Source organism: Variovorax sp. PBL-E5 (assembly GCF_901827185.1).
Lineage (GTDB): Bacteria > Pseudomonadota > Gammaproteobacteria > Burkholderiales > Burkholderiaceae_C > Variovorax.
Genome location: NZ_LR594671.1, coordinates 3,581,497 through 3,601,323, shown reverse-complemented (window position 1 = coordinate 3,601,323; position 19,827 = coordinate 3,581,497). Strand labels below are relative to the sequence as shown.

The 19,827-nt window shown below is 69.8% G+C and carries 20 protein-coding genes and 1 pseudogene; 8 read left to right on the top strand and 13 right to left on the bottom strand.

Annotation, left to right across the window (positions count from 1 at the left end):
* Positions 1-112 precede the first annotated feature (112 nt).
* Positions 113-1,531, bottom strand: coding sequence for an aminotransferase-like domain-containing protein (locus WDLP6_RS17525; protein ID WP_162593379.1), 1,419 nt, complete (start codon positions 1,529-1,531; stop codon positions 113-115).
* A gap of 106 nt (positions 1,532-1,637) precedes the next feature.
* Here WDLP6_RS17525 and WDLP6_RS17520 point away from each other — a divergent pair, with 106 nt between their 5' ends.
* Complete coding sequence (locus WDLP6_RS17520) at positions 1,638-1,826, top strand: DUF2970 domain-containing protein (RefSeq protein WP_162568388.1); 189 nt, start codon at positions 1,638-1,640, stop codon at positions 1,824-1,826.
* A 28-nt stretch (positions 1,827-1,854) separates the two neighbouring features.
* Positions 1,855-2,514, top strand: a complete 660-nt coding sequence (locus tag WDLP6_RS17515) for a DUF1345 domain-containing protein (protein WP_162593378.1) — start codon at positions 1,855-1,857, stop codon at positions 2,512-2,514.
* On the opposite strand, the gene WDLP6_RS17510 is transcribed toward WDLP6_RS17515, so the two are convergent.
* The 3 genes from WDLP6_RS17510 to WDLP6_RS17500 are packed head-to-tail and all read right to left on the bottom strand — an operon-like array spanning position 2,486 to position 5,507.
* A complete protein-coding gene (locus WDLP6_RS17510) occupies positions 2,486-3,487 on the bottom strand; it encodes a DMT family transporter (protein ID WP_162593377.1) in 1,002 nt (333 codons plus the stop codon). The two genes, WDLP6_RS17515 and WDLP6_RS17510, sit on opposite strands and share 29 nt — an antisense overlap.
* Entirely contained in the window at positions 3,484-3,981 is a 498-nt protein-coding gene (locus WDLP6_RS17505) for a methylated-DNA--[protein]-cysteine S-methyltransferase (protein ID WP_162593376.1), read from the bottom strand. The genes WDLP6_RS17510 and WDLP6_RS17505 overlap by 4 nt, the downstream gene beginning before the upstream one ends.
* Positions 3,982-3,986: 5 nt before the next feature.
* Entirely contained in the window at positions 3,987-5,507 is a 1,521-nt protein-coding gene (locus tag WDLP6_RS17500) for a DNA-3-methyladenine glycosylase 2 family protein (RefSeq protein WP_162593375.1), read from the bottom strand.
* Positions 5,508-5,654: 147 nt separating this feature from the next.
* Here WDLP6_RS17500 and WDLP6_RS17495 point away from each other — a divergent pair, with 147 nt between their 5' ends.
* The 5 genes and pseudogenes from WDLP6_RS17495 (at position 5,655) to WDLP6_RS17475 (ending at position 10,336) form a co-directional block, all read left to right on the top strand.
* Positions 5,655-7,037: a phosphomannomutase/phosphoglucomutase gene (locus WDLP6_RS17495; protein WP_162593374.1), complete on the top strand. Its 1,383-nt coding sequence runs from the start codon at positions 5,655-5,657 to the stop codon at positions 7,035-7,037.
* 12 nt (positions 7,038-7,049) lie between these two features.
* The gene (locus tag WDLP6_RS17490) at positions 7,050-8,405 is read left to right on the top strand and encodes a 3-deoxy-D-manno-octulosonic acid transferase (protein WP_162593373.1); all 1,356 of its coding nucleotides are present in this window, start codon (positions 7,050-7,052) and stop codon (positions 8,403-8,405) included.
* Between the two features lie 133 nt (positions 8,406-8,538).
* Positions 8,539-8,802, top strand: a complete 264-nt coding sequence (locus WDLP6_RS17485) for a hypothetical protein (RefSeq protein WP_162568381.1) — start codon at positions 8,539-8,541, stop codon at positions 8,800-8,802.
* Positions 8,803-8,976: 174 nt separating this feature from the next.
* Positions 8,977-9,654, top strand: a complete 678-nt coding sequence (locus tag WDLP6_RS17480; protein WP_162593372.1) for a class II aldolase/adducin family protein — start codon at positions 8,977-8,979, stop codon at positions 9,652-9,654.
* Positions 9,655-9,659: 5 nt separating this feature from the next.
* A pseudogene (locus WDLP6_RS17475) lies at positions 9,660-10,336 on the top strand (methylglyoxal synthase).
* Between the two features lie 60 nt (positions 10,337-10,396).
* On the opposite strand, the gene WDLP6_RS17470 reads toward WDLP6_RS17475, so the two are convergent.
* The 6 genes from WDLP6_RS17470 to WDLP6_RS17445 are packed head-to-tail and all read right to left on the bottom strand — an operon-like array spanning position 10,397 to position 16,084.
* Positions 10,397-11,548 (bottom strand): acyl-CoA dehydrogenase family protein, encoded by a 1,152-nt coding sequence (locus WDLP6_RS17470; RefSeq protein WP_162593371.1) that lies wholly within the window; start codon positions 11,546-11,548, stop codon positions 10,397-10,399.
* A 9-nt stretch (positions 11,549-11,557) separates the two neighbouring features.
* Positions 11,558-12,388 carry an SDR family NAD(P)-dependent oxidoreductase gene (locus tag WDLP6_RS17465; protein WP_162593370.1) on the bottom strand — a complete coding sequence of 277 codons (831 nt, stop codon included), beginning with the start codon at positions 12,386-12,388 and terminating at the stop codon, positions 11,558-11,560.
* Between the two features lie 25 nt (positions 12,389-12,413).
* Positions 12,414-12,833 (bottom strand): MaoC family dehydratase, encoded by a 420-nt coding sequence (locus WDLP6_RS17460; protein WP_162593369.1) that lies wholly within the window; start codon positions 12,831-12,833, stop codon positions 12,414-12,416.
* Between the two features lie 3 nt (positions 12,834-12,836).
* Complete coding sequence (locus WDLP6_RS17455) at positions 12,837-13,277, bottom strand: MaoC family dehydratase N-terminal domain-containing protein (RefSeq protein ID WP_162593368.1); 441 nt, start codon at positions 13,275-13,277, stop codon at positions 12,837-12,839.
* Between the two features lie 23 nt (positions 13,278-13,300).
* Positions 13,301-14,485: a lipid-transfer protein gene (locus WDLP6_RS17450; RefSeq protein ID WP_162568374.1), complete on the bottom strand. Its 1,185-nt coding sequence runs from the start codon at positions 14,483-14,485 to the stop codon at positions 13,301-13,303.
* Positions 14,486-14,524: 39 nt separating this feature from the next.
* Positions 14,525-16,084: a long-chain-fatty-acid--CoA ligase gene (locus tag WDLP6_RS17445; protein WP_162593367.1), complete on the bottom strand. Its 1,560-nt coding sequence runs from the start codon at positions 16,082-16,084 to the stop codon at positions 14,525-14,527.
* A 139-nt stretch (positions 16,085-16,223) separates the two neighbouring features.
* Here WDLP6_RS17445 and WDLP6_RS17440 point away from each other — a divergent pair, with 139 nt between their 5' ends.
* Positions 16,224-17,231, top strand: coding sequence for an AraC family transcriptional regulator (locus tag WDLP6_RS17440; protein ID WP_162593366.1), 1,008 nt, complete (start codon positions 16,224-16,226; stop codon positions 17,229-17,231).
* Between the two features lie 4 nt (positions 17,232-17,235).
* Here WDLP6_RS17440 and WDLP6_RS17435 read toward each other — a convergent pair whose 3' ends face one another.
* The 3 genes from WDLP6_RS17435 to WDLP6_RS17425 are packed head-to-tail and all read right to left on the bottom strand — an operon-like array spanning position 17,236 to position 19,823.
* Positions 17,236-18,765 (bottom strand): TolC family outer membrane protein, encoded by a 1,530-nt coding sequence (locus WDLP6_RS17435; RefSeq protein ID WP_162593365.1) that lies wholly within the window; start codon positions 18,763-18,765, stop codon positions 17,236-17,238.
* A gap of 18 nt (positions 18,766-18,783) precedes the next feature.
* Complete coding sequence (locus WDLP6_RS17430; protein ID WP_162593364.1) at positions 18,784-19,122, bottom strand: rhodanese-like domain-containing protein; 339 nt, start codon at positions 19,120-19,122, stop codon at positions 18,784-18,786.
* A gap of 14 nt (positions 19,123-19,136) precedes the next feature.
* Positions 19,137-19,823 carry a protein-L-isoaspartate O-methyltransferase family protein gene (locus tag WDLP6_RS17425; RefSeq protein ID WP_162593363.1) on the bottom strand — a complete coding sequence of 229 codons (687 nt, stop codon included), beginning with the start codon at positions 19,821-19,823 and terminating at the stop codon, positions 19,137-19,139.
* Positions 19,824-19,827: the final 4 nt, after the last annotated feature.

Below are 19,827 nucleotides of genomic sequence, written 5' to 3'. Positions count from 1 at the left end.
TGCGGCACCTCGGTGCGCCGCGCGTGGCCACGTCGTCATTGTTCTTGATCGCCGAAGTGAAGGACAGCATCAGTGTGCCCGGATTCGACCGGAGCAGTCGCACGCGAGGCCCCTAAGCGATGGCGGCCGTGGCCAGCCGTCCCAGCGTGGCCAGCGCCTGTTCGCTGCGCGCGTCCCATGCGTGGCCATAGTTCAGCCTGAGGCAGTTCGTGAAGGCGCGCGAGGCCGAGAAGATCGGGCCGGGCGCGACGCTGATGCCGAGCGCCAGCGCCTGCCGATGGATCGCCAGCGCATCGGCGCCCGGCGGCAGCTCGACCCACAGGAAGTAGCCGCCCGCCGGATGCGTGGCGCGCGTGCCGGGCGGGAAGTGCTGGGCCACCGCCTGCGCGAACGCGGATTGCTGCGCGGCCAGCGTCTGCCGCAGCCGGCGCAGATGCTTGTCGAAGCCGCCGTGCTCGAGGTAAGTGGCCAGCGCGAGCTGCGACGGTGCCGAGGCGCCCAGCGTGGTGGTCAGCTTCTGCCGCGCGACCGCGCGCGCGTAGCGGCCGGGCGCGGCCCAGCCGATGCGGTAGCCGGGCGCCAGGCATTTGGAGAAGGACGAGCAATGCAGCACCAGGCCCTGCGTGTCGAAGGCCTTCGCGGGCACGGGGCGCTTGTCGCCGAAGTAGAGCTCGGCATAGACGTCGTCCTCGATCAGCGGCAGTTCATGGCGCGCGAGCAGCTCGACCAGCGCCTTCTTGCGTTCGTCGGGCATCGAGCTGCCGAGCGGATTCTGGAAGGTCGTCATCAGCCAGCAGGCCTTCGGCTGGTGGCGTGCAATGGCATGTTCGAGCGCCGCCAGGTCGATGCCTTCGCGCGGATGGGTCGGCACCTCGACGGCCTGCAGGCCCATGCGTTCGAGTGCCTGCAGCGCGGCATAGAAGGTGGGCGATTCGATCACCACTGCGTCGCCGGGGCGCGTCACCGCCGCGAGGCAGAGGTTCAGCGCTTCGAGCGCGCCGTTGGTGACCACGATCTCGTCCGTGTGCACCTGCAGCCCGCCGGCGAGGTAGCGCAGCGCGATCTGGCGCCGCAGCCGCGCATTGCCAGGGCTCAGGTCGTCGACGGTGCTCCACGGATCGAGCGCCTTGGCGCTCGATGCCATCGCCTGGCCCAGGCGCGCGAGCGGAAACAGGAGCGGGCTCGGAAAGGCCGAGCCGAAGGGCACCACCTCGCGCGTCATGCTGGCCTCGAGGATCTCGAACACGTGCTCGCTGACATCGACCGCCACCGAGGCATCGCTCGGCTGCGAGGTCTGCTCGGGTTCGGGCGGTGCCAGCCGCGCGCCGGCCGAGACGTAGTAGCCGGAGCGCTCCCGCGCCTGGATCAGACCGCGCGCCTCGAGCAGGTAGTAGGCCTGGAAGACCGTCGAGGCGCTCACCCCGCGGCTGGTGCTCGCGTGGCGCACCGAGGGCAGGCGGTCGCCCGGCCGCAGCACGCCGCCGCGGATGGAGGCCTCGACATCCGCGGCGAGCAGCTCATAGCGCTTCATGTAGTGGTTTCTGATCTGCTTTTTTCCGTGCCCACTGCGTCTTTCATAATGGCCGGGGTTGGGTCACATTATCTCTATCGCTTCACCGACGAAAAACGAGGCTGCCATGTCGAAATTCCTGCGCTACCTGCGTGCCGTGCTCTGGGCCTTCATCGGGCTCGGCGGCCGCCGCTCCGACGCGGCCGGGCGCGTCGATCAGGCCGGCGTGCTGCCGACGATTGCCATCGCGCTGGTGCTGGTGCTCTTGATCGTCTGCGGGCTGATCGCGCTCGCGAAGTTCGCCGCCGGGGCTTGAGTCAGGTAGCCCGGCTACAGTCCGGGCCATGCATTCCCGTTTCTACAGGCTGACCGGCTGGCACCGGTTGCTGGCCGGCGCCGTGGTGGGCGTTCTCGTGGCCCTGATCCCATGGCCGCTCGATGGTGTCTCGCGCGGACTGCTGGGCTGGTGCTGCGGCGCCGCGAGCTACCTGCTGCCGGCCTGGTGGATGGCCGAGGTGTCGAACGCGCAACGCACGCGGTCGCGCGCGCAGTCGCTCGATCAGCCCAGTGCGGTGATCCTCGGCATCATGCTGACCGTGGTCGGCGTCAGCGTGGTGGTGATCGTGATGCTGCTGCAGCAGGCGCGCCCGCTCCACGGCTCCGACCGCGCCGCGCACATCGCGCTCGGCCTGGTCGCGCTGGCGGGGTCGTGGCTGATGATCCACACGATCTATGCCTTTCATTACGCGCACCGCTTCTACCAGGAGGAGCGCGAGAAGTCGGCCGCCGGCCCGGGGCTGGATTTTCCGGGCGAGCTCGATCCGGACTACTTCGACTTCCTCTACTACTCGTTCGTGGTCGGCATGACCTCGCAGGTGTCCGACGTGCAGGTCACCTCGCGCGAGATGCGGCGCATCACGCTGATCCACGGCGTGCTGTCCTTCGCCTTCAACATGCTGGTGCTGGCGCTGTCCATCAACGTGGTGGCGGGCGCGATGCAGTAGCCGCCGCGGGCCGGCGCCGGCCGAGCACGACCATGCCCGTCGACAGTGCCACGCCGCACACGATCACGGCGGCGCAGACCAGCATCCACGGCGTGATCTGCTCGTCGAGGAACACGGCGCCGTAGAACAGCGCGAACACCGGCACCAGGAAGGTCACGGTCAGCGCACGCGCCGGCCCGGCACTCTCGATCAACCGGAAGTACAGCACGTAGGCGAGGCCGGTGCACGCCGTGCCGACCGCCACCAGCGCCAGCCATGCGTGCAGGCTCGGCATGTGCGCCGGCCACAGCCACCACGCGGGCAGCGCGAGCATGAGCGTGGCGCCGATCTGGTTGCCGGTCGCCGTGGCCAGCGCGGGAACGCCGGTCAGGTGCTTGCGCGTGAGGCTGGCGCCGAAGGCATAGCAGATGCACGCGCCGAGACAGGCCGCGATGGCCCAGAGCGCCGCGGTAGGGTCCGCGCCCGAGTGGAAGCCCGCACTGCGCGAGGCCAGCATCGCGACGCCGGCGAAGCCGGCCACCAGCCCCGCGCTGCGCGAGCCACCGGGCCGGTCGCCGAAGAAGGCCCAGGCCACCAGGGCGCCGAACATCGGTGTCGTTGCATTGAGCACCGCCGCCAGGCCGCTGTTGACGGTCAGCAGCGCGAACGAGAAGAAGGCGAAGGGCAGGCCGCAATTGAGGATGCCGAGCGCGAGCGCGGGTTTCCAGCGCTGCCGCAACGCGGGCCACTGGCCGCGCGCGAACAGCAGCGGCAAAAGGAACAGGGCGGCGATCGCGACCCGCACCGCGGCCGTGGGCAGTGCGCCGAACTCGGCCGCGCCGATGCGCATGAAGAGGAAGGACGCGCCCCACAGCGAGGCCAGCAGCAGCAGGTCGACCAGCCAGGCGCGGCGTGCAGGCCGGGCCGCGCCCGGTGCTTCCGTGAGGGAGCTGACGATGGTCGTGCCAGCGGTCGCACACTCGCCTTCGCTCATCGGGCGCCTTCGAGTTCGAGCAGCGCGGCCTTGCGATCGAGCCCGCCCGCATAGCCGGTCAGCGAGCCGTCGGTGCCGAGCACGCGGTGGCAAGGCACGATCACGCTGAGCGGATTGCGGCCGACCGCCGCACCCACCGCACGCACCGCAGCGGGATTGCCGACGCCGGCGCTCAACGCGCCGTAGCTGGTGGTCTGGCCCGGCGGGATGGCGAGCAGCGCCTGCCACACCGATTGCTGGAAGGCCGTGCCGTGCGAAAGGTCCAGCGGCAGGTCGAAGTGCTTGCGCGTGCCGGCGAAATAGTCGCGCAACTGGGCGGCCGCCTCGCGCAGCACCGGATGATCGGCATCGGGCACCCAGCCGGTCATGTCGGGCCAGTGACGCTGCTGGTCGAACCAGACGCCGGCCAGGCCCTGGTCGGTGGCCGCCAGCGTGATGCCGCCGAGCGGGCTGTCGAAATGCGCGGTGCGCAGGTGGGAGGTCTTGAATTTCATGGCTGTCAGGCAGGAATGCCGGTGGTGGTTGCGGGAGCGGGGCTGTACCAGGCGCGCAGCACCGCGTAGCTGCGCCACGGTCGCCAGGCCTGCGAGGCCTCGGCCGCGGCGCGCGCCGTCGAGACGCCGAGCGCTTTCTGCAGCGCCACGTCGCCGGAGGGAAAGGCATCGGGCCAGCGCAGCGCGCGCATCGCGATGTACTGCGCGGTCCAGTCGCCGATGCCGGGCAGCGCCTGCAGCGCCGCCAGGGTGGCCGGCACGTCGGCGCCGGCATGCAGGGTGAGCCGGCCTGCGATCACCTCGCGCGCCAGCGCGAGCAAGGCCGCCTGCCGCTGGCGCACGATGCCGAGTTGGCCCAGCGCATCGCCGCTGGCCTCGGCGATCGCGGCCGGTGTCGGGAACAGCCGGTCGAGCCCCGCGACCGGCGTCGCCAGCGCTTCGCCGAAGGCCTGCACCAGCCGCGTGCCCAAAGTGCGTGCCGCGGCCACGGTGATCTGCTGGCCGAGCACCGCGCGCACCGCGAGCTCGAAGCCGTCGACCGTGCCCGGCACGCGCAGGCCATCGCCATGCGGGAAGGCCGCATGCAGCGCGTGGTTGATCGCCATCGGCTCGGCATCGAGATCGAGCATCGCGCGCACGCGGCTGATCACGGTCGGCAGCACCGCCGCGAGCGAATCGCCGACGCGCAGCAGCAGCTGCTCGCGCAGCGGATCGAAGCGAAGCTGCAGCCAGCCCGTGTGCAGCCGCGTCGACTGCACGACGCGCAGCGTGCGCGCGAGCTGCATCGCATCGCCGGTGCCGGACACCACCTCGACGCCGTCCAATGCGCGGCGGGCGAAGAAGCCCAGCATGGTCTCGCCGTCATAGGGTGGCCGGAAGCCCAGCCGCACCTCGACCGCCTCGCCTTCGCGGCCGTGGCGCGAGGGTCCGGCGCGGCGCAGCGCGCTCGGATTGAGGCCGTAATGCCCGACGAAGGCGGCATTGAAGCGCCGCACGCTCGCGAAGCCGCTGGCCAGCGCGACCTGCGTCATCGGCAGGCGCGTGTCGGCGATCAGCTGCTTGGCGGCGAGCAGGCGGCGCGTCTGCAGGTATTGCAGCGGGGAGACGCCGAACTGCGTCTCGAAGATCCGTCGCAGGTGGCGGTCGCTGACGCCGAGCCGGGCCGCGATGTCGGCCGCGCCTGGGCCGTCCTCGGCCCAGGCATCGGGCTCGTCGATCAGGCGCGCGGCCTGCAGCGCGAGGATGCGCGAGGCGTCCTCGGTCGACCAGCTCGCCGCGCGCGGCGCGAGTTCGGGCCGGCAGCGCAGGCAAGGACGAAAGCCCGCGGCTTCCGCCTGCGCCGCGTGGCGGAAGAAGCGGCAGTTCTCTCGCCGCGGCAGCTTCACGCGGCAGACCGGGCGGCAGTAGACGCCGGTCGAGGTGACGCCGGTGAAGAACGAGCCGTCGAAGCGCGCGTCGTGCGCCTTCATCGCCAGGTAGCAGGCGTCGTTCTCGAGGCCGGGGCTGGATGCGGGGGTGGAGGACATGAACGGATGATAGGGTCGCGCGCCGCGCGAACTGGCCATTTTCGGACATGTGGCTTCGATGCGCCCGCACCGGGCTGCCGCAGCCGGGCTGCAGGAAGCGCATGCCTACAATGGTCTTCATTTTTCTTGCAAGTTCAGAGGAAGCCCATGCAGCTCAGCGCATCGATCTTCAAGGCCTACGACATTCGGGGCGTGGTGCCCATGACCCTCGATGCAGAGGTCGCGGAGGGCCTGGGCAAGGCCTTCGGCAGCGCGGCGCGCGCTGCTGGCGAGAAGACGGTGGCGGTGGGGCGCGACGGCCGCCTGTCGGGCCCGGCCCTGGCCGAGGCCCTGATCCGTGGCCTGGTGGCCACCGGCATCGAGGTGATCGATGTCGGCGCGGTCACCACGCCGATGCTCTATTTCGCCGCGCACACCTTGTCGCGCAGCGGCATCCAGGTCACCGGCAGCCACAACCCGAAGGACTACAACGGCTTCAAGATGGTGCTGGCCGGCCGTGCGATCTATGGCGACGAGATCCAGGGCCTGCGCCGCGTGATGGAAGCCGACAGCGCGAAGCTCGCGCCCGGCGGCAGCGTGCGCAAGGTCGATGTGACCGAGGCTTATACGCAGCGCATCGTCGGCGACATCAAGTTGGCGCGGCCGCTCAAGATCGTGGTCGATTCCGGCAATGGCATCGCGGGCGCCTCGGCACCGGGCATCCTGCGCGCGATCGGCTGCGAGGTCACCGAACTGTTCAGCGATGTCGACGGCGACTTCCCCAACCACCATCCCGATCCCAGCAAGCCCGAGAACCTCAAGGACCTGATCGCCGCGCTGCAGGCCGGCGATGCCGAGCTGGGCCTGGCCTTCGACGGCGACGGCGATCGCCTGGGCATCGTGACCAAGGACGGCACCAACATCTACCCGGACCGCCAGATGATGCTGTTCGCGCAGGACGTGCTCTCGCGCGTGCCCGGCGGCACCATCGTCTACGACGTCAAGTGCTCGCAGCGCCTGGGCCCGGCCATCGAGGCCGCGGGCGGCAAGCCGCTGATCTACAAGACCGGCCATTCGCTGATCAAGGCGAAGATGAAGGAGATCGATTCGCCGCTCGGCGGCGAGATGAGCGGCCACATCTTCTTCAAGGAACGCTGGTTCGGCTTCGACGACGGCACCTATGCGGGCTGCCGGCTGCTCGAGATCCTGAGCCGGAGCCCGAACGCGAGCGACGTGCTCAACGCGCTGCCGACCAGCTTCTCGACGCCCGAGCTCAATGTCGCCTGCGCCGAGGGTGAGCCGCACACGCTGGTGGCCGAACTCGTCAAGACCGCGAAGTTCGCCGCGCCCGCGAAGATCTCCACCATCGACGGCGTGCGCGTCGACTGGCCCGACGGCTTCGGCCTGATCCGCGCCTCCAACACCACGCCGGTGCTGGTGATGCGCTTCGAAGGCCAGACCGAGGCCGCGCTGCAACGCATCCAGGACGAGATGCTCGCGCTGCTCAGGAGCGTCAAGCCCGACGCCACCCTCGCGGAAGCCGCTCACTGAGATCCGACAAGCGTGCGTTCGTTGCTGCTGCGCCTGTACGGCGCCTTCACTTCCCTGGCCCAGCCGCTGGTGCGGCGCAAGCTGCGGCGCCGCGCGGTGGCCGAGCCGGGCTATGCGTTCGCCGTCGAAGAGCGCTTCGGCCACTACGACACGGCCGCCACCGGCACCGGCTGGTGCTGGGTGCATGCGGTCTCGCTCGGCGAGGCGCGCGCCGCCGGCATCCTGATTGACGAGCTGCGCCGGCAGTACGCCGACATCCCGATCCTGCTCACGCACGGCACCGCCACCGGACGCGAAGAGGGCGCCAAGCTGCTTTCGCCCGGCGATCTGCAGGTGTGGCAGCCGTGGGACGCGCCAGTCGCGGTCGCGCGTTTTCTCGATCGCTTCCAGCCACGCATCGGCGTGCTGATGGAGACCGAAGTCTGGCCCGAGATGGCGGCTGCCTGCGCCGAGCGCGGCATTCCGCTGGTGCTGGCCAACGCGCGCCTGAACGAGAAGTCGCTGGCCGCGGCCGAGCGCCTGTCGTGGCTCGCGCGGCCGGCCTATTCGGCGCTGGCCGCCGTGTGGGCGCAGACCGAGCCCGATGCGCACCGGCTGGTCTCGCTCGGCGCCAAGGTGGCGGGCGTGTATGGCAATCTGAAGTTCGACGCCACGCCCGACGCGCGCCAGCTCGCCGCTGCGACCCGGCTGCGCACGCAGCTGCCGCGGCCGGTGGTTGTGTTCGCCAGCTCGCGCGACGGCGAGGAGCAGCTGCTGCTCGAGGTGCTCAAGCGCTTCGGCGCACTCGCGCCGGTGCCGCCCGCGCACGATGCGGTGCAATCGATCGCCAAGCGGGTACAGGACGTGCAATGGATGATCGTGCCGCGCCATCCGCAGCGCTTCGACGAGGTCGCGGCCCTGGTCGAGTCCCATGGCTTCGCGGTGGCGCGGCGCAGCGCGGCGGGCGCGCCGGCCGCGGCCGAGATCTGGCTCGGCGATTCGCTCGGCGAGATGGCGCTGTACTACGGCCTGGCCGACGTCGCGCTGCTGGGCGGCAGCTTCGAGCCGCTCGGCGGCCAGAACCTGATCGAGGCCGCGGCCTGCGGCTGTCCGGTGATCATGGGACCGTCCACTTTCAACTTCGCCGAGGCTGCGGCGCTGTCGCTCGCCGCCGGCGCCTCGCTGCGCGTCGAGGACATGGAGCATGCGGTGACCGCCGCGCTCAAGCTGGTCGAGAACCCGGAGCGCCGCGAGGCGATGGCCGAGGCCGCGCTGGCCTTCGCGTCGTCGAACCGCGGCGCGGCCGAACGCACCGCCGCAGCGGTGCTCGCGATTGCGCAGAACGCGCCGGTGCGCACCGAGGAACGCGCCGAGCCGCGGCTCGAATAGCGTCTCTTTTTCGCGGCATCGGCGTGCGAGATGCGGGCGGCCGGACGATTCGCGGCCGCTCGTGAAATCCTGCCTTTCCCTCGCACGCCTGCGCCGGTCCAATGTAGTCATTCGATTTAACTGAATGGCAAGAATGAAGAACGAATTCGAACTGATCGTCGACGAGCCCATGGCAGGCCTCTTCTTCTGGACGATCGTTCGGCCCGGGCGCCCCGACGAACTGGAAGCCATCGTGGACTACGCCTGCGGCCCGCTGCCGACGCGCGGCCTGGCGACGGACGCGGGCATCGCCGCGCTGCGCTGGCATCGCGAAGTCGGTGCCGATGCCTTCGAGGCGCCGCCGGTCGGCCATGCCAGCGCCCACGCCGAAACGGTGCCTGGGCACCTCTGGCCCTGAGCGCGCCCCGGCGGTCGCGCCGGTGCCGGTTTGCGGCGTGAGGTTGAGCAGGTCCTGCTCGCGGCTTACAGTCGGGTGCTCCCGCCACAAGCCGATCGCCATGCATTCCGCCCTGCCAGCTCCCTTGCGCCAACCTCTGCACGCGTCACGAATCACAGTGATCGGAGACGCAGCTTGACTGAGGAATTCGCGCGCGAAGAGATCTGCCGCGTCGGCCGCAGCCTGTTCGAACGCGGCTACGTGCACGCCACGGCGGGCAATGTCAGCGTGCGCCTCGATGACGGATTCCTGATCACGCCGACCGACGCCTGCCTGGGCTTTCTGGATCCTGCGCGTCTGGCCAGGCTCGACCGCCAGGGCGAGCAGATCGGCGGCGATCGTGCGAGCAAGACGATCGCATTGCATCGCAAGATCTACGAGGCCTCGGCTGCCACCGCATGTCCCGCGAAGTGCGTGATCCATACGCACAGCACGCATTGCGTGGCACTCACTTTGACACCGGGTGAAGCGCACGCGAGAAGCGCGGAACTGCTGCCCGCACTCACCCCGTACTTCGTCATGAAAGTCGGCCATGTGCCGCGGGTGCCCTGTGCGCGTCCGGGCGATGCCACGGCCGCGGAGCATGTCGCGACCGCCATCGGCCGCTATGCCGGTGCGGGGACGCCCATTCGCGCCGTGATGCTCGATCGGCTCGGCCCGAATGTCTGGCACGACTCGCCCGCGGCCGCGATGGCGACGCTGGAAGAACTCGAGGAGACGGCGCGGCTCTGGCTGCTCTCGGGCCGCACCGCGCCGTCTCTGGCGGACGCGGCGATCGGCGAATTGCGGCGCGCGTTCGGCGCTCACTGGTGACCCGCATGCGTTTCGGACTTGTCGCCCACCGTTTTCATCGTCAATCGGACGGTGCCCTGCTGCGCTGGGTTCGCGCGTGCGACCCCGGCATCCGGGCGCTCGGGCTTGGACTGCATGCAGTCGGCGGCACCTGCGACGCGCTGGCGAAACAAGGCCTGCTGAGCGCCTACCCGCCGCTGGTCCGGCTGCCCTACGGCCCCGAGGGCGGCGTCATGCGGCTGGTGTCGTGCATCGCGGGCGGCCTGGAGGCGGAAGGGGAACTCGACGGGATCATCTACTTCGTCGATCCCGTGGACCCGTCGTCGCTCTGTCCCGAGACGCAGGCGCTCAAGCGCCAGTGCGTGATTCACGGAAAGCCCTATGTGGCCATCGCCGCCGGCGCGGCCGAGTGGATCGACGTGGAACTCGCCCACGCCCGCAAGCCCTGCGGCAATCTTCGCGGCCCGCTGGCAAGCCGCACCGTCGCGTGCGCGGCGACGCGCAGATCGCCGAGCTGGTGCTCGATCGCCGCTGCCACCAGGTGATCTTCTTCGAGGAACCCCACGTGGCGCGGCAACATGAGGCGGACATCCAGCTGCTCGAGCGAGCCGTCTGCAGCGCGACCCACGAGACCACTTGCTTCAACTCGCCGGCGATGGCCGCGCGCTGGGCGACGGCGCTCGGCCTTGCGCCGATCCTCTGAGAGCGACCCTTCGGGCTCGCTGCCGAAGTCGCAAGCAGCGCGGGATCTCGAGCGACGGTGTCATGCGCACAGCTTGCGCGCGATCAGGTCCTTCATGATCTCCGTGGCGCCGCCATAGATGCGCTGCACGCGCGCATCGGCATACAGCCGCGCAATCGGGTACTCGGCCATGTAGCCATAGCCGCCGAAGAGCTGCAGGCACTCGTCGACGACCTTGCCCTGCTGCTCGCTGCACCACCACTTGGCCATGTAGGCGGCTTCGTCGTCGAGCGTGCCGTCGAGCAGCCGCTGGATGCAGTCGTTGACGAAGCTGCGCACCACGTGGGCCAGCGTCGCGCATTCGGCGAGCTTGAAGCGGGTGTTCTGGAAGTCGGCCAGCGGCTGGCCGAAGGCCTTGCGCTGGCGCGTGTAGTCCACCGTCAGTTCCACCGCGCGCTCGATCACCGCGGCTGCGGGCACGGCGATCAGCAGGCGCTCATAGGGCAGCTGGCTCATCAGTTGTGCGAAGCCCTGGCCTTCCTTCTCACCCAGCAACTGATCGGCCGGCACGCGCACGCGGTCGAAGAACAGCTCGGCGGTGTCGGACGCATGCTGGCCCAGCTTCTCGAGCCGGCGGCCGACGCGAAAGCCAGTCAGCGCTTCGGTTTCCAGCACCACCAGCGACACGCCGCGGCTGCCGGCATCGCCCGTGCGCACCGCCACCACCAGCAGGTTGGCGGTGAAGCCGTTGGTGATGAAGGTCTTGGCGCCATCGATCACATAGTCGTCGCCCTCGCGCCGGGCACGGGTGCGCAGCGCCTTGAGGTCCGAGCCGCAGCCGGGCTCGGTGAGTGCGATGCCGGCCAGCATCTCGCCGCTCGCGAGCCTGGGCAGCCAGCGCTGCTTCTGCGCTTCGGTGCCGTAGTCGAGGATGTAGTGGGCGGCGATCGTGTGCACGCCGGTGATGGCCGGGACCTCGGCCTTGGCCAGCTCGTCCTGCACCACCAGCTGGTAGGCCAGCGAGGCGCCCGCGCCGCCGCAGGCTTCGGCCAGTTCGGGCAGCAGGAAGCCCATCCGACCGAACGGGCGCCAGACCTCGCGCGGGATGAAGCCCTGGCGGCGCCAGCCATCCAGATGCGGTGTCAGCTCGGCCGCGATGTAGCGTCGCACCTGTTCGCGAAAGGCTTCGATGTCGTCGTCCATCCATCGATGGCGCAAGAGTCGGGGCAGCATGGTGTTCACCTAGATCCCGGTGAGGCCGCCGCTGCACATCAGCGTCTGGCCGCTCACGTAGTCGGACTCGGGAATGCACAGCAGGTAGACCGCGCCCGCCGCCTCGTCGGGCGTGCCGCCGCGGCCGAGCGGAATGCTCCGCTCCATCGCCGCCATCAGATCGGGATTGACCCCGACCTTGATCTCGCGGCCGTCGATGGTGGCAGTGGCGTCGCCCGCCGCGCTGACGGTCAGCCGCGTCTTGATGAAGCCGTAGGCCACGCAATTGACCGTGACGTTCATGCGGCCCCATTCCTTGGCCAAGGTCTGCGTCATGCCGACGATGCCGGCCTTCGCGGTCGAATAGTTGGCCTGGCCGGCGTTGCCGAAGAGGCCGGCGACCGACGAGATGTTGACCACCTTGCGCACCACGCGCTGTCCCGCCTCGGCTTCGGACTTGGACAGTGCGCGGATCACCGGCTGCGCGGCGCGCAGGATGCGAAAGGGCGCCGTCAGGTGGCAGTCGAGCATCGCGTACCACTGCTCGTCGCTCATCTTCTGGATCACGTTGTCCCAGGTGTAGCCGGCGTTGTTGACGACGATGTCCAGGCCCTTGTATTCGCTGACTGCGGTGCCGACGAAGCGTTCGGCGAAATCCGGCGCGGTGACGTTGCCCACGCAAGCGACGGCCTGGCCGCCGGCCTCGCGGATGGCCTGCACGGCTTCTTCTGCCGGCTCGGCATCGAGGTCGTTGACGACGATGCGAGCGCCTTCGTTGGCGAGCTTCTGCGCGATCGCACGGCCGATGCCGCGGCCCGAGCCGGTGACGAGGGCGACCTTGCCTTCGAGTTTGCGTGTCATGGTGGGGGTTCTCCTGAAAGATGCCTCAAGGCAGGGCGACGAGGGCTTCGCCGACGATCTTGGTTTGTCCGAACTGGTTGGCGCTTTGCAGCTCGATGCGCACGCAGCGCTCGCCGTCGTGTTCGAGCTTCTCGACCACGCGGCCCGTGCAGCGCATGGCATTGCCCAGGTGCGTGATGCCCTGGAAGCGCGCCTCGAAGCGGCGCAGCCGGCTCTGCGGCGCCCAGCCGGTCAGCAGGCGGCCGAGCCAGGCCATGCCCAGCATGCCCTGCGCGAACACGTCCGGCATGCCGGACGTGCGCGCCACGTCGGTGTCGATGTGGATCGGGTTGTGGTCGCCGGAGGCGCCGGCGAACAGGGCCAGCGTCGTGCGGGTCACGGGCTGCAATTGCAGCGGCGGCAGTTCGTCGCCGATCCGGATGTTGTCGAATTCGAGTCGGTTCATGCTTCAGTTCCGGCAAACGATGACGGTGCGAAGCTCGGCTACAAGCTCATCGCGCTGGTTGGTGGCCCGTGCGGTCTTGACGACGAATTCGAGCGCGCCGTTCTTCTTGTCGTAGATGTCGTCGATCGTCGAGCGCACGGTGACCGTGTCGCCCACGCAGGCCGGCCGGTGGAAGCTGAAACTCTGCTCGCCATGCAGCAGCCTGGCGATCGGGATCTGCAGGTCCGCGAGCAGCCGGTCCAGCACGCCCGAGTCGAGCTCGGCCGCGAACAGGAAGGTCGGCGGCGCGGGCAGATCCGGATAGCCGGCATCGTGCGCGGCCGCGGCATCGGTGTAGACGGGATCGGTCTCGCCGATCGCCTTGGCGAAGAACCGCAGCCGGCTGCGCTCGATCGGCAGCACCGATGCGGGCAGCGCGTGGCCGATCCATTTCCTGTCGATCATGGGGCTTCCTTCTTGCTTTTTGTTCAGACGCGTTCGTACAGCGTCACCACGCACGCGCCGCCCAGACCCAGGTTGTGCTGCAGCGCGAGCCGCGCACCTTCGACCTGACGCTCGTCGGCCGTGCCGCGCAGCTGGTGCGTGAGTTCGTAGCACTGCGCCAGGCCCGTCGCGCCCAGCGGATGCCCCTTGCTCAGCAGCCCGCCCGACGGGTTGGTGACGACCTGGCCGCCGTAGCTGTTGTCGCCGTCGCAGACGAACTTCTCGGCGCCGCCTTCGGGGCACAGGCCGAGCGCCTCGTAGCTGATCAACTCGTTGTGGGCGAAGCAGTCGTGCAGCTCGACCACGTCCACGTCCTGCGGGCCGATGCCGGCCGCCTCGTAGACCTGCGCGGCCGCGGCCCTGGCCATGCCGAAGCCGACCACCTCGCGCATGTCGCGCGCCTCGAAGCTGATCGGCCGGTCGGTGGTCATGGCCTGCGCCCGGATGCGCACGCGTCGGTCGAGGCCGTGGCGCTCGGCGAAAGCGGCCGAGCAGACGACGGCCGCGGCCGCGCCGCAGGTCGGCGGGCAGGCCATGAGGCGCGTCATCACGCCAGGCCACATCACGGGCGCGGCGAGCACCTCGTCTTCCGTCACGACCTTGCGAAAGAGCGCGAGCGGATTGTTCGCCGCATGGCGGCTGGCCTTGGCGCGGATCTTCGCGAAGGTCGACAGCTGCGTGCCGTACTGCTGCATGTGCGCGAGGCCGGCACCGCCGAAGTAGCGCAGCGCGAGCGGCACGTCGCCCTGGCCGACCAGCTCGTCGGTGGCGCGGTCGAAGCGCTCGAAGGGGCTCGGCCGGTCCTTGAACACGGCACCGAGTGCGCCCGGGCTCATCTGCTCGAAGCCGAGCGCGAGCACGCAGTCGGCCGCGCCGCTCGCCACCGCCTGGCGCGCGAGGAAGAGGGCGGTCGAGCCGGTGGAGCAGTTGTTGTTGACGTTGACGATCGGGATGCCGCTCATGCCGACTTCGTACAGCGCGCACTGCCCTGCGGTGGAGTCGCCGTACACGTAGCCCACGTAGGCCTGCTGCATCTGCTCGTAGCCGACGCCGGCATCGGCGAGCGCGGCGCGCGCAGCCCTGGCGGCCATCTGCGGATAGGGCTCGTGGGCCCCGGGCTTGGTGAAAGGGATCATGCCGACCCCGGCGACGAAGACGTCACGGCTCATGAGAAAACTCCTGGAGAAAGAAAAAGAAGAGGGGCGCGTTCACGCCACATGCCGTTCGCGGCCCTGCCAGAAGGGCTCGCGCAATTGGGTCTTGAGCACCTTGCCGGCGCCCGACAGCGGCAGCGCCTCGACGAAGTCCACGCTGCGCGGGCACTTGTAGCCGGCGATCAGCGTCTTGCAATGCGCCATCAGCGCCGCGGCATCGGCATCGCTGCCGGGCCTTCGCACCACCACCGCGTGCACCGCCTCGCCCCATTCGTCGCTCGGCACGCCGATCACGGCGCAGGCGGCGACGCCCGGATGCTGGGCGAGCGCGTTCTCGACCTCGGCCGAGTAGACGTTCTCGCCGCCGCTGATGATCATGTCCTTCAGGCGATCGGCGATGAAGACGAAGCCGTCCTCGTCCATCCACGCGCCGTCGCCGGTGTGCATCCAGCCGTCGCGCAGGGCGGCGGCCGTGAGCTCGGGCTTGTTCCAGTAGCCCTGCATCACGTTGGGGCCGCGCACCACGACCTCGCCGACGGTGCCGCGCGGCACTTCCTCGTCCATCGGATCGACGATCCGCACCTCCATCGCGAAGCTTGCGCGCCCGGCCGAGCGCAGCTTGCCCAGGTAGCGCGTCTCGGGCCGGTGGTACGAGGCCGGGTTGATGGTCGCGACCGGCGACAGCTCGGTCATGCCGTAGGCCTGCACGAAATCGACGCCGGGCAGCGCCGCCATCGCGCGTTCGATCAGCGCTTCCGACATCGGCGAGGCGCCGTAGGCGATGGCCTTCAGCGAGCCCAGGTCGCGCGGCTTCTTCATCGACGGATGGTCGACCAGCATCTGGATCATCGTCGGCACCAGCAGCGTGTGCGTCACGCGGTCGCGCGCGATCGCGTCGAGCACCTGCTCGGGGTGGAAGGCCGGGATGATCGCGTGCGCGTTGCCCTCGATCCAGTGCGGCATCGCACAGCCCATGTCGGCCAGATGGAACATCGGCGCGGCATGCAGGTAGGTGCCGTCCGGCGTCGCGAAGCTCTCGGCGCGCAGGGCCAGGCCCGAGCTGCACAGGTTGGTGTGGCTCAGCATCACGCCCTTGGGAAAGCCGGTGGTGCCGCCGGTGTAGAAGATGCCGGCGAGGTCTTCGCCGCGGCGCAGGGCGTCGGCCATCGGGTCGGCTTCGGCGATCAGCGCCTCGTAGCCGTGCATGCCCTTCGGCGCATCGCCGTCGCCGCAATGAATCACCTGGCGCAGGCTGCCCGACTGGTGGCGGAACTGCTCGACCATGGGACGGAAGGTCTCATCGACCAGCAGCAGCGTCGAGCCCGAGTCTTCCAGCGAGTACAGGATCTCCGCGGCGGACCAGCGGATGTTGCAGGGGTTCAGCACGCCGCCGGCCCAGGGCACCGCCATCTGGTATTCGAGGTAGCGGTCGGAGTTGAGCGACAGCATCGCGACGCGATCGCCGGTCTGCATGCCGAGGGCGCGCAATGCGCCGGCCAGGCGTGCGACGCGATCGGCCAGCGCGCGGAACGTGCGCTCTCGTTCGCCGAAGCGCACCGCGATCCGGTCGGGATGCTGCTGCACTGCGCGGTGCAAGGCTTGGGTGAGGTACATGCTGCGTCTCCGTTCGACCCCGGGATTGCGAGGTCTCCTTGGCTATGGGCTCATGGTAGAAACCGGCGGCCCCGCGCGCGATTGCGCAATGCGTCGATCCCATGGCAAAAGACCTCAATCCCTTGCTCGGCACGCCTTGATGCTGCGTCCTCCCGTCACGATTCCGATGGCCTTCGTGCAGGGCATGGTGTCCGGCGTGCAGGCACGCCATCAACCCTGCGACGCCTTCCTGGCCGGCGCTGGCATTGCGCCGGAACTGCTTCATCAGGTCGGTGCGCGCGTGACCGCGGACCAGTACGTGGCGCTGTTCCGACTCTTGATGGAAGGCCTCGACGACGAATGCCTCGGCTTCCTGTCGCGGCCTCTCAGGCGCGGCAGCCTGGCGCTGGTGATCCGCTCGGCCATCGGTGCCGCGACGCTGGAGGTGGCGATGCGCCGCATCGCGCGCAGCTTTCGCCTGTTGCAGGACGACCTTCTGCTGGTGCCGGTGCACGATGGTGCGCTGGCGGGTCTGGCCCTGCATTTCACCGAGGCGTCCGTCGCGCGCCCGACCTTTCTGCACGAGCTGTTGCTGCGCATCTTCTGGCGCCTGCTGGCCTGGCTGGTAGGCGGCCAGCTGCCTGCCGCAGGCTTCGACTTCGCCTTCGAGCGCCCGCTGCATGCGGCCAGCTACGGCAAGGTCTTTCCGGCGCCGCTGCAGTTCGAATGCCGCCACTCGGCGTTCTGGTTCGATGCGGCGCAATTGCAGTCGCCGGTGCGTCGCGATGAGGCCGCGCTGCGCGCCTTCCTGGCCGACGCGCAGACCCAGGTCATCGTGCCCCGGCGCGGCGACGACCTCGTCAGCGCGCGCGTGCGGGACCACCTCCAGCACACGCAGCCCGCGTGGCCCGAGCTCGCCGCGACGGCCGATGCGCTGCACATGTCGACGTCGACGCTGCAAAGGCGCCTCGCGAATGAGGGCGTTTCGTTCCAGTCGTTGAAGGACGAACTGCGACGCGACATGGCGATCGTGCGCCTCAACACCAGCACCGTGCCCCTGGCCACGCTGGCCTACGAGCTGGGCTTCGCGGACAGCGCGGCCTTCCAGCGCGCCTTCAAGGGCTGGACGGGCAGCGCGCCGGGCGCGTACCGCCGCGGCGGCCCCTGAACCGCTACCTGCCGGGTGGTGCGACGATCACCGGCGGCGGTGGCGGCACCGGCATCATGGGCGCACCGGGATTGAAGGGCGGCACCGGCACCGGCGGCACGCGCGGGATGGTGTTCCGCGGCACCGGCACCGGACTCTGCGTCGCGGCCGAGGGCTGCGTCGGCGAGGCGGCGCTTTCGGGCGTGGCGCGATCGCCGGTCGCCAGCGCGAGGTTGATGCCCTGCAGATCGTCCGCACTGAGCGTGCCGTTGGCCTGGCGCAGCTTGAGGTGGCCCAGCAGCACGTTGTAGCGCGCCAGTGCCAGGTCGCGCTTGGTCTGGTAGAGCTGGCTCTGTGCGTTGAGCACGTCGATGTTGATGCGCACGCCGACCTGGTAGCCGAGCTTGTTGGCGTCCAGCGCGCTCTGGCTGGAGGACTCGGCGGCTTCCAGCGCCTTGACCTGGCCCGCACCCGAGACCAGACCGAGGTAGGCGGCCCGCGTGGCCTGGGTGACGCTGCGGCGCGTGCCTTCGAGCACCGAGCGCGACTGGTCTTCGAGCGCCAGCGTTTCCTTGATGCGGTTCTCGGTCGCGTAGCCCGCGAACAGCGGCAGGTTGAACACCACGCCGACGGTGGCGGCGTTGATGCGCGAGCGGCCGGTGGTGGTGCTGGTGCCCTGCGGATTGTTGGCGACGTTGTAGCCCAGGGTCGCATCGAGCGTGGGCTTGTGGCCGGCCTCGGCCTTCTGCACTTCGAGCCCGGCCACGTCGACGCCGAGCCGGGCCTGCCGGATCGATGGATGCACGTCCTCGGCCTGGGCCACCCAGGCTTCCATGCTGGCCGGCGAGACCGTGGGCAGCACGACCGGCGCGGCCAGCGGCACCGGCACGCTGCCCGTGCGGCCGACCAGCTGGTCGAGTGCGATCTTCTTGACCTGCAGGTCGTTCTCGGCCGCGATCTCCTGCGAGACCACGAGGTCGTGGCGCGCCTGCGCCTCGCGCGTGTCGGTGATGGTCGAGGTGCCGACCTCGAAATTGCGCTTGGCGGAGGCCAGCTGCTCGGCCACCGCGGTCTTCTGCGCCCGCACCAGCGCGAGGCTGTCCTGGCTGCCGAGGACATCGAAGTACGCCTGGCTGACGCGCACCACCAGGTCCTGTTCGGCCGCGGTCAGCACGGCCTGTGCGATGTCGGCCTGGCGCTTGCCCTGCTCGTAGGTGGCCCAGTTCGCCGGCCGGTAAAGCGGCTGCGTGGCATTGATGCCGACGGTCTGCGTGCTGAAGCCGCGCGACACGTTGCTGCCGGGCACGTCGACATCGAGCTGGGTGCGCGTGTCGCCGGCCGACAGGCCGACGGTCGGCAGGATGCCCGCCTTGGCCTGCGCCGCGCGCGCGACACTGGCGTCGTACTGCGCGCGCGCGCCCTGGTAGCTCGCGTCGTAATCGCGTGCGGCATCGTAGAGTTCGATCAGGCTCTGGCCCTGGGCCGGCAATGCGATCGCTGCGGCGAACGCGGCCGCGAGCGCCGCGCAGAGAGAAGAAAGCCGGCGCACGGGCATGCAGGTCCTTGGATGGAATCAATAGCGCGGCACGGACGTGTCGTGCTGGGCCGACCAGGCATCGATGCCGCCGGCGATGTTCGCCACCGTGTCGAAGCCGCTCTGGGCCAGGAAGGCGGCCACGCGCTGGCTGCGCGCGCCGTGATGGCACAGGCAGGCGATGCGCTGGCCGGGGTCGAGCTCGGCCAGGCGGCCGGGGATCTCGTTCATCGGGATCGCAACCAGCGCGAAGCCCTGCGGCACCACGCTGGCGGTCTGCAGCTCCCAGGGTTCGCGCACGTCCAGCAGCACCGGCGCGGCGCCGGCATCGCGCGCGAACCAGGCGGCGACTTCGGCAGGGCGGATCTGTTCGATCATGAGGCGGGCCGGCTTCAGAAGTTGAAGCGCGAAGGCTCGGGGAAGCGCAAGAGGCGCGGCGCGACCGTGTCCCACGGCTGCGTGCTTTCCCACTTGCCTTCGCCGACGCGGGTGACGAAGTGGGCGCGCATCATCGGCTCTTCGCCGACGATCGCAGCCAGCCGTCCGCCCATCTTCAGCGAGCCCAGCAGGCCTTGCGGCACGCGCGCCACCGAGCCGCTCAGCACGATCACGTCGAAGGTCGGCCCGCTGGGCAGCGGCACCGCACCATCGGCAACGCGCACCTCGACGTTGGCCACACCGTTGCGCCGCAGGTTCTGCGTGGCGATGGCGGCGAGGCCGGGGTCGATCTCGAGTGTCAGCACTTCGGCCGCGCGGTGCGCGAGCAGGGCGGCCATGAAGCCGGAGCCGGTGCCGATCTCGAGCACCGAGTCGGTCTTCTGCACATGCAGGTCCTGCAGCATGCGCGCCTCGACCTTCGGCGACAGCATGCACTGGCCCGGTTCGCGGGCGCCCTTGGCACCTTCCAGCGGGATCTCCATGTCGAAGAAGGCGAGCGGCCGGTGGGGCGGCGGCACATAGTCTTCGCGCCGGATCTGCGCCAGCAGGTCGAGGATCTCGAGATCGAGCACGTCCCAGGGGCGGATCTGCTGCTCGATCATGTTGAAGCGCAGGCGCTCCAGGGTGGGTGTGGGGTTCATGGGC